Genomic DNA, 7,867 nt, shown 5'->3' with positions numbered 1-7,867 from the left:
GCAGAACCCGTACGCGACGGGCGGGCCGGTGCCGCCCGGCGACGGGGAGCCGGAGGCCCGTACGGCGGTGGTGTCCGTACGGGCCGTCGCGCACCCCGTGGCGAGCGCACCGGCGGCCGCGGCCGGGGCGGCCCGCAGCACGGAGCGACGATGCAGGGAAGTCACCCCACCATTACAGGGCAACCTGTCCGTATTTTGTCTATTTATCCGATTGAACGGAGGACATGTCCCGGCCGCACTGCGGCGTCCGGGCTATGCCGCCCCCGCGTCCGGGCTACTGCGGCCAGGCGTCGGCCAGCATCTTCCGGGTGTCCGCGAGCAGCTGCGGAAGCACCTTCGTCTGGCCCACCACGGGCATGAAGTTGGTGTCCCCGCCCCACCGCGGCACCACGTGCTGGTGCAGGTGGGCGGCGATGCCGGCGCCGGCGACCGCGCCCTGGTTGAGGCCGATGTTGAAGCCGTGCGCGCCGGAGGCGGCCCGCAGTGCGGTCATCGCCCGCTTGGTGAACTCGGCCAGCTCCAGCGTCTCGGCCCGGTCCAGATCGGTGTAGTCGGCCACGTGGCGGTACGGGACCGACATCAGGTGGCCGCCGTTGTACGGGTAGAGGTTGAGCACCGCGTAGACGTGCTCGCCGCGGGCGATGATCAGCCCGTCCTCGTCCGACTTGGCCGGAATCGTGCAGAAGGGGCAGCCGTCCTCGGCGCCCGGTCCGGACGGTTTGTTCTCCCCCTGGATGTACGCCATCCGGTGGGGCGTCCACAGTCGCTGGAAGGCGTCCTGTGTCCCGACTCCGATCTGCTGCTCCGGCTCACTCGTCATGCGGGCCAGCATATTCCCCGGCCCGCGCGCGAATGCCGCGAGGGGCGGCCCCGGGCACCCGGGACCGCCCCTCGTTCGCCGCCGCGCGTGCGGGGCCCGGCTCACACCTGGATACGGCGCTCCACCGCGTCCAGGATCTCGGCGATCGCCTGCGCCTTCGGGATGCCGTTCTTCTGCGATCCGTCGCGGTAGCGGAAGGACACCGCGCCGTTGGCCACGTCCTCGTCACCGGCGATGACCATGAACGGGACCTTGCTGCGCTGTGCGTTCCTGATCTTCTTCTGCATCCGGTCCGAAGAGGCGTCCACGTCGACGCGCAGACCCTTCTTCTTGGCCTCGGCCGCGAACTCCTGGAGGTACGGGACGTGGTCGTCGCCGATCGGGATGCCGGTGGCCTGCACCGGGGCCAGCCACACCGGGAACGCACCCGCGTAGTGCTCCAGCAGCACCGCGAAGAACCGCTCGATGGAGCCGAAGAGCGCCCGGTGGATCATGACCGGCTGCTGCTTGGAGCCGTCGGCCGCGGTGTACTCCAGGCCGAAGCGCTTGGGCTGCTGGAAGTCGACCTGGATGGTCGACATCTGCCAGGACCGGCCGATCGCGTCGCGCGCCTGCACGGAGATCTTGGGCCCGTAGTAGGCGGCGCCGCCCGGGTCCGGGACCAGCGGCAGGCCCTGCTTCTCGGCCGCCTGGCGCAGCGCCTCGGTGGCCTCCTCCCACTCCGCGTCCTCGCCGATGAACTTGTCGGACTCCGGGTCGCGGGTGGACAGCTCCAGCTCGAAGTCGTCCAGGCCGTAGTCGCGCAGCAGGTCCAGCACGAAGGTCAGCAGCGAGTCCAGCTCGTCCGCCATCTGCTCCTTGGTGCAGTAGATGTGCGAGTCGTCCTGGGTGAAGCCGCGGGCCCGGGTCAGGCCGTGCACCACGCCGGACTTCTCGTAGCGGTAGACCGTGCCGAACTCGAAGAGCCGCAGCGGCAGTTCACGGTACGAGCGGCCGCGCGCCTTGAAGATCAGGTTGTGCATGGGGCAGTTCATCGCCTTCAGGCGGTAGTTCTGCCCGTCGAACTCCAGCGGCGGGAACATCGCCTCCGCGTAGTTCGGCAGGTGCCCCGAGGTCTCGAAGAGGCCTTCCTTCGAAATGTGCGGGGTGTTGACGAACTCGTAGTCCGCGTCCTCGTGGCGGCGGCGGGAGTAGTTCTCCATCTCCCGGCGGATGATGCCGCCCTTCGGGTGGAAGACGGCCAGGCCCGAGCCCAGCTCCTCCGGAATGGAGAACAGGTCCAGCTCCGCGCCCAGCTTGCGGTGGTCGCGCTTCTCGGCCTCGGCGAGGAACTCCAGGTACGCCTTCAGCTCGTCCTTGGTCGGCCAGGCGGTGCCGTAGATGCGCTGGAGCTGCTTGTTCTTCTCGCTGCCGCGCCAGTAGGCGGCGGCCGAGCGCATCAGCTTGAAGGCCGGGATGACCCGGGTGCTCGGCAGGTGCGGGCCGCGGCACAGGTCCTTCCAGCACAGCTCGCCGCTCTTGGCGTCGAGGTTGTCGTAGATGGTCAGCTCACCGGCGCCGACCTCGGCGGACGCGCCCTCGGCGGCCTCCGCGGCGGAGCCCTTGAGCCCGATCAGCTCCAGCTTGTACGGCTCGCCGGCCAGCTCGGCGCGGGCGTCGTCGTCGCTCACCGGGCGCCGGGCGAACTTCTGCCCGCGCTTCTGGATCTCCTGCATCTTCTTCTCGATGCGCTTGAGGTCCTCGGGGGTGAACGGGGTCTCGACGTCGAAGTCGTAGTAGAAGCCGTCCTTGATGGGCGGGCCGATGCCCAGCTTCGCCTCGGGGAACAGCTCCTGCACGGCCTGCGCCATCACGTGCGCGGTGGAGTGCCGCAGGATGTCCAGGCCGTCCTGGCTGGTGATCTCGACGGGCTCGACCTCGTCGCCCTCGGCGAGCTGGTACGCCAGGTCCTTCAGCTGCCCGGCGACGCGCGCGGCGACGACGGAGCGCTCGCCCTGGAAGAGGTCGGCGGCCGTAGTGCCCGTGGTCACCACGCGTTCTTCCCGCTCGGAATCGCGTTGGATGGTCACACGGACGTCTGACACCGGTCTCTCCTGACTTCTCGGGCGCGACAGCGTTTGCTGCGCAGCCGAATCGTACCGAGCCACCGGTCTTCCTCGCGAAACGGTTGTGCCGTCCGCTCCCCCGGGCGGACGGGCGCACCGGCCGGCGTTCCCGTCCGGCCGGTGCGCCCGGGCCCTGCTCAGTCGCCCGGCAGCGGTCCCCCGCACGCCTCCTCGAAGAAGTCCAGGTTCTCCTGGAGCGACTTCAGCAGCCGGTCCCGTTCGGCCTCGTCGACCTGTACGGGGGTGACGTCCGACGCGCCCGTGATGCGCCGGAAGCCGCCCCGGCTCTCCAGCCGGCCGCTGACCCGGATGGGCAGGCCCACCAGGTGGGCGTGCCCGGCGATGCGGTAGTCCTCCTCGTCCAGCGCGACCCGTACCTGCATGACGTCGGCCCCGGTCAGCACCCGCAGCCGTACGGCGCCGGGCCCGCCGGGCCGCTCGCGCCGCATACGCACCACCGCGCCGGTCACCCGCACCGGCAGCGACGGCTCGTCGCGGACGTAGCGCTGGGCGGCCGCCTGGAGCGCGGGCAGGTCGCCGGGCGAGAACTCCACCGGCTCGGGCCGGGCGGCGAACCCGGGCGGCGGGCCGGCCCCCGGCGACCACTCCACCGAGATCCGCACCCCCTCCGCCTCCCGCACCAGCGAGATCAGCGCCTCCGCCAGCTCGTGGCACACTCCCAGCTCCACGGCCGCCTCGAACGCCTCCATGCCGCCGGTCGCCCGCTGGTAGTCCGTGGCGTCGCGGGTGGCGTGCAGCGCGCGCTGGAGTCCGGCGACGGCCGCGCGGCCCGCCGCCACCGGGACGTACGCGGTCAGCCGCCGCCCGGCCGGCGCGGGCCCGACCAGCACGTCCGCCATGAACGCCTCGGCCTTGCGCTTGTGCCGCGCGCCGTAATAGCCCGCCCGCCCGTACGTGCCGAGCGCGCCGGCCATCAGCATCGAGCGCGCCGCGGTCCGCAGCTGCTCCTGCGCCACCCACGGCGTGCCGCCCATCCCGTCGTCCGGCACCTCGCGCTCCCAGCGGACCTCGTCGCTGGGCACCGCGAGCGCCGCCAGCACCTCGCGCGCGGACGGCGCGGCGCTGTGCGCGAGGGCCGCCAGCGCCTCCGCGATCAGGTCGGTGCTGTCCGGGAACGTCCGGGTCTGGGGTACGAGCAGGCTGGTGCCTCCGGTGGCGCCGCCCGGCGGTGTCCAGCGGGCGTAGTGGCCGGCGGCGCCTCCCCGCCGCCGCCAGCCGTGCCGCGCCAGCAGGGCGCCGAGCACCGCCGGGTCCAGCTGGGCCGGATCCGGGAGCCGCAGTTCGTACTCGTCGATCGGCCGGTGCATCAGGGTCTCCCTCCCGCCCCGACCCGCGTCATGATCTCGCAGAGCGCGCGGTCGTCGAAGATCCGCGTGGTCGGGATCCGCACGTTGGTCCTGCGCCGGCCGGTCACCCGGTGGCCGGCCAGGTTGATCCAGTAGCAGCAGTGCCGCAGTTCGAGACGGTCGTGGCCGGCCCGCAGCCAGTCCTCCTGGGTGCGCGGCACCAGCATCACGACCAGGATCTTGTGCACCGCCACGGGCGTGCGCGCCAGCTTCACCAGATGGTCGTTGTCCAGGGTGAAGGAGAAGCCGGCACCGGGCGGCCCGGGGGCTACCTGGTACGTGCACTTCAACTGCACCTTGATGGTCACTTCGTCGTCGACGGCATGTCCGGGCGCGCCGTGGCTGACGTGCCAGTCGATGCCGTTGTCCGGGAAGGGCTGGGCCAGCGAGCAGCCCGACGCGGCGGCCACCGCGTGAAGATAGCCCACCTGGAGCGTCTCCATGCAGGCCGTGGTGGCGAGCGCGCCGCGCAGCGAAGCCGTGCGCGCGGGCATGGGTCCTCCCGGTTCTGGCTGCGCGAGCGTCATCGCTCAAGTGCCTTCCGGGCCGGTCGTTCGAAGGGGCCGTCATCGTGGCGACGGCCCGTTGCTGTGTTCTTGTCCGCCGCAAGTGGTCAACAAACCAGGGCGGTTCGACAACCGGAACCCTCGGGTATCACCAGGTCGGGTGGCCGCGCCGGCCACCCACCGCACGAGCGCGAGGAGTTGTGAGAATGCCGTGCTGGTACGACGGTCCGCTGGCCTCCTTCGACACCGAGACGACCGGGATCGACGTGGAGCGAGATCGCATCGTGTCCGCCGCCCTGGTCGTCCAGGAAACCCCGCGCAGCGTGCCCCGCGTCACCCGGTGGCTGGTCAACCCGGGCGTCCCGATCCCCGAAGCGGCCATCGCCGTGCACGGTCTGACGGCCGAGCACCTGGCGCTCAACGGCCGCTGGCCGTCGCCCGTGATGGAGGAGATAGCCCGGGCGCTGACCGACCAGTCGCTCGCCGGGCGGCCGCTGATCGTGATGAACGCGCCGTTCGACCTGACGCTGCTGGACCGCGAGTTGCGGCGGCACCGCGCCGCCTCGCTCCAGCACTACCTGGGCACCCACCCGCTGTCCGTACTGGACCCGCGGGTGCTGGACAAGCACCTAGACCGCTACCGCAAGGGCCGCCGCACGCTGTCCGACCTGTGCGCGGAGTACGGCGTCGAGCTGACCGGCGCCCATGACGCCGCGGCCGACGCGGAGGCCGCGCTCCAGGTCGTACGGGCGCTGGGGCACCGGTTCGCGGAGCGGCTGGAGTCGCTGAGCCCGGCCCAGCTGCACACCCGGCAGGCGGTGTGGCACGCGGCGCAGGCACGCGGCCTGGAGGCGTGGTTCGCGCGCAACGGCACGGAGGAGGCGGTGGACCCGCACTGGCCGGTACGCCCGGACCTCCCGGCCGCGGCCTGACCGCACTCGGCACGCCAACGCCGAGGGCCGGGCTGCCTGTTGGCAGTCCGGCCCTCGGTCCCGGTGGGCGATACTGGGTTCGAACCAGTGACCTCTTCGGTGTGAACGAAGCGCTCTCCCACTGAGCTAATCGCCCGGGTCTTTTCCGTGTCCCCGGGGTTTCCCCCGCGAACGACCTGAACAATACAGGCCGCCGCGCCTTTCCATCAAATTCCCCGCCGCGGCGTTCCCGTTCCGGCGCCGGCCGGACCGCGAACACCGGCCCGGAGATCATTCACGGGCCAGCCAGGAGGCCAGGCCCCGGCGCCCCGCGCGCATCATCAGCGTGTGGTTGACGACGAAGAACGGCCGCCCGGGCAGCGCCAGCCGGCGCATCGACGGCTTGCGCACCTCGACCTCCTGCTCGAAGACGGCGCGCGTGCCGCCGCCGGCCGCGTCCACCGTCCAGCGCGCGAAGCCCTCCAGGTCCCCGCGCATCGTGATCTCCAGTATTCCGGCCTCCGGATCGCGCCGCGCCTCGGTGGCGGTGACGGTGAGGACGTACGGGAGCAGGGACCGGAAGGACGCGGTGCCGCTGCGCTCGTCGACGCGGGTCACCCGGCGCACCTGGGGCCACCAGTGCGGGTACCGCTCGGCGTCCTGCAGGACGGCGTAGACCGCCGTGGGCGGCGCGGACAGGCGCCACTCGCTGCGGAAGCGGTAGCGGTGCAGGGCGTACGGCCGTTCGGACATGGCCCGAGTCTGCCGCGCCGGCGGCGCCCGCGAGAGGGGAACCGGCAGAAGAAACCGAAGACGGCCCGGAGGTCTGGGACCTCCGGGCCGTCTGCCGGTGTGGGCGATACTGGGTTCGAACCAGTGACCTCTTCGGTGTGAACGAAGCGCTCTCCCGCTGAGCTAATCGCCCGGGCGCAGAGAGAACATTACCGCACGTCGGAGGGGTCTTGTGACCACCCGCGGGACCGGGCCGCCGGGCGGCGGTCAGGCGCCCGCATGCCACGGCAGCACGAAGCCGAACTTCCACAGGTAGACGGCCAGCCCGGCCACGATGATCACCGCGCCGATGCTGGTCAGGATGATGTTGCGGCGCCGCACCTTCGGATCCAGCGCCTTCTGCGCGGCCTCGGTGACCTTGCGCTTGGTCCAGCGCAGCACCAGCTGCGCCCAGACGAACTCGGTCGCCCAGATCGCCATGCCGGCGAAGATGACCAGCCAGCCCGGCCCGGGGAGCGGCAGCATGATGATGCCGCCGACGACCACCGCCAGGCCGACGACGAAGATGCCGACCTGCCAGCTCATGTGCAGCGGGCGGGAGCGTCTGATGAAGTGCGGCGCCCGCGAGCCGAGACGCTGTTCCACGCCCGCAGTCTCCCCCGCGGCGGCCGGTTCCGCAGCCGGAGCCACCGCGTCGGCGATCCCCGGCCCCCCGTTACTCTCCGTATTCATACGGCCCAACCTACCGGACGGAAGTCGGTCACCGGAATGGCCGTCCAGGAGGATCGGCAACTCCGCCGTAAGAGGTACCGGAAGTCACCCAAAACCCTCAGAGGGGTTTACAACGGCACCGTAGGTGGCATGTCGATTTCGCCGACGTGCGAATCCCCGAGCGCACACTGAGCGAAAGGCCCTGGCGCTTATGAACACCACGGTCAGCTGCGAGCTGCACCTGCGCCTCGTTGTGTCGAGCGAGTCGTCACTGCCTGTACCCGCGGGCCTGCGGTATGACACGGCCGATCCGTATGCCGTGCACGCGACCTTCCACACCGGAGCCGAGGAAACCGTCGAGTGGGTCTTCGCCCGCGACCTCCTCGCCGAGGGCCTGCACCGGCCCACGGGCACCGGAGACGTCCGCGTATGGCCGTCCCGGAGCCATGGACAGGGCGTGGTCTGCATCGCCCTGAGCTCCCCGGAGGGCGAGGCCCTTCTGGAGGCCCCGGCACGGGCCCTGGAGTCGTTCCTGAAGCGGACCGACGCGGCGGTGCCACCAGGCACGGAACACCGGCATTTCGATCTCGACACAGAGCTCTCCCACATCCTCGCGGAGAACTGAACGACGGCGCGGCGGCCCCTCGCGGCCCTTCACCGCACCGAACCGCGCACACCTGCACCGTCCGACTCGGGGCGACGGCACAGGACCGAC

Annotated in this window: 8 protein-coding genes and 2 tRNA genes; 2 read left to right on the top strand and 8 right to left on the bottom strand. The window is 71.4% G+C overall.

Annotated features, from left to right (window positions below; all coding sequences use genetic code 11):
• Positions 1-274 precede the first annotated feature (274 nt).
• The 4 genes from IH45_RS0126880 to IH45_RS0126865 form a co-directional block, all read right to left on the bottom strand.
• Positions 275-832, bottom strand: a complete 558-nt coding sequence (locus IH45_RS0126880) for an HIT family protein (RefSeq protein WP_030673686.1) — start codon at positions 830-832, stop codon at positions 275-277.
• A gap of 89 nt (positions 833-921) precedes the next feature.
• Positions 922-2,904, bottom strand: a complete 1,983-nt coding sequence (gene thrS / locus IH45_RS0126875) for a threonine--tRNA ligase (protein ID WP_030673683.1) — start codon at positions 2,902-2,904, stop codon at positions 922-924.
• A gap of 158 nt (positions 2,905-3,062) precedes the next feature.
• Positions 3,063-4,253: a hypothetical protein gene (locus tag IH45_RS0126870; RefSeq protein ID WP_030673681.1), complete on the bottom strand. Its 1,191-nt coding sequence runs from the start codon at positions 4,251-4,253 to the stop codon at positions 3,063-3,065.
• On the bottom strand, positions 4,253-4,819 hold the full coding sequence (locus tag IH45_RS0126865; RefSeq protein WP_030673678.1) for a DUF4365 domain-containing protein: 567 nt from the start codon (positions 4,817-4,819) through the stop codon (positions 4,253-4,255). Before IH45_RS0126865 ends, IH45_RS0126870 begins: the two co-directional genes overlap by 1 nt.
• A 185-nt stretch (positions 4,820-5,004) precedes the next feature.
• Here IH45_RS0126865 and IH45_RS0126860 point away from each other — a divergent pair, with 185 nt between their 5' ends.
• Positions 5,005-5,730: a 3'-5' exonuclease gene (locus IH45_RS0126860; RefSeq protein ID WP_030673674.1), complete on the top strand. Its 726-nt coding sequence runs from the start codon at positions 5,005-5,007 to the stop codon at positions 5,728-5,730.
• A gap of 64 nt (positions 5,731-5,794) precedes the next feature.
• Here the strand turns inward: IH45_RS0126860 and IH45_RS0126855 are convergent.
• The 4 genes from IH45_RS0126855 to IH45_RS0126840 form a co-directional block, all read right to left on the bottom strand.
• Positions 5,795-5,866 (bottom strand) — tRNA-Val (locus IH45_RS0126855).
• Positions 5,867-6,000: 134 nt separating this feature from the next.
• The gene (locus IH45_RS0126850) at positions 6,001-6,462 is read right to left on the bottom strand and encodes an SRPBCC family protein (protein WP_030673657.1); all 462 of its coding nucleotides are present in this window, start codon (positions 6,460-6,462) and stop codon (positions 6,001-6,003) included.
• A gap of 100 nt (positions 6,463-6,562) precedes the next feature.
• Positions 6,563-6,634 (bottom strand) — tRNA-Val (locus IH45_RS0126845).
• A gap of 74 nt (positions 6,635-6,708) precedes the next feature.
• The gene (locus IH45_RS0126840) at positions 6,709-7,173 is read right to left on the bottom strand and encodes a TIGR02611 family protein (RefSeq protein ID WP_030673654.1); all 465 of its coding nucleotides are present in this window, start codon (positions 7,171-7,173) and stop codon (positions 6,709-6,711) included.
• A gap of 190 nt (positions 7,174-7,363) precedes the next feature.
• Here IH45_RS0126840 and IH45_RS0126835 point away from each other — a divergent pair, with 190 nt between their 5' ends.
• Positions 7,364-7,777 carry an SsgA family sporulation/cell division regulator gene (locus tag IH45_RS0126835; protein ID WP_003987206.1) on the top strand — a complete coding sequence of 138 codons (414 nt, stop codon included), beginning with the start codon at positions 7,364-7,366 and terminating at the stop codon, positions 7,775-7,777.
• Positions 7,778-7,867 lie beyond the last annotated feature (90 nt).

Source organism: Streptomyces rimosus subsp. rimosus, from assembly GCF_000720725.1.
Taxonomy (GTDB): domain Bacteria; phylum Actinomycetota; class Actinomycetes; order Streptomycetales; family Streptomycetaceae; genus Streptomyces; species Streptomyces rimosus_A.
Note: the sequence above shows the minus strand (reverse complement) of the source record. Positions and strands in the feature narration are given on the sequence as shown.

Bases quoted from the DNA above. Each gene is read 5' to 3' on its own strand.
- IH45_RS0126835 (WP_003987206.1), top strand. From the start codon at position 7,364: ATGAACACCACGGTCAGCTGCGAGCTGCACCTGCGCCTCGTTGTGTCG.
- IH45_RS0126850 (WP_030673657.1), bottom strand. From the start codon at position 6,462: ATGTCCGAACGGCCGTACGCCCTGCACCGCTACCGCTTCCGCAGCGAG.
- IH45_RS0126865 (WP_030673678.1), bottom strand. From the start codon at position 4,819: ATGACGCTCGCGCAGCCAGAACCGGGAGGACCCATGCCCGCGCGCACG.
- IH45_RS0126870 (WP_030673681.1), bottom strand. From the start codon at position 4,253: ATGCACCGGCCGATCGACGAGTACGAACTGCGGCTCCCGGATCCGGCC.
- IH45_RS0126880 (WP_030673686.1), bottom strand. From the start codon at position 832: ATGCTGGCCCGCATGACGAGTGAGCCGGAGCAGCAGATCGGAGTCGGG.
- IH45_RS0126840 (WP_030673654.1), bottom strand. From the start codon at position 7,173: ATGAATACGGAGAGTAACGGGGGGCCGGGGATCGCCGACGCGGTGGCT.
- IH45_RS0126860 (WP_030673674.1), top strand. From the start codon at position 5,005: ATGCCGTGCTGGTACGACGGTCCGCTGGCCTCCTTCGACACCGAGACG.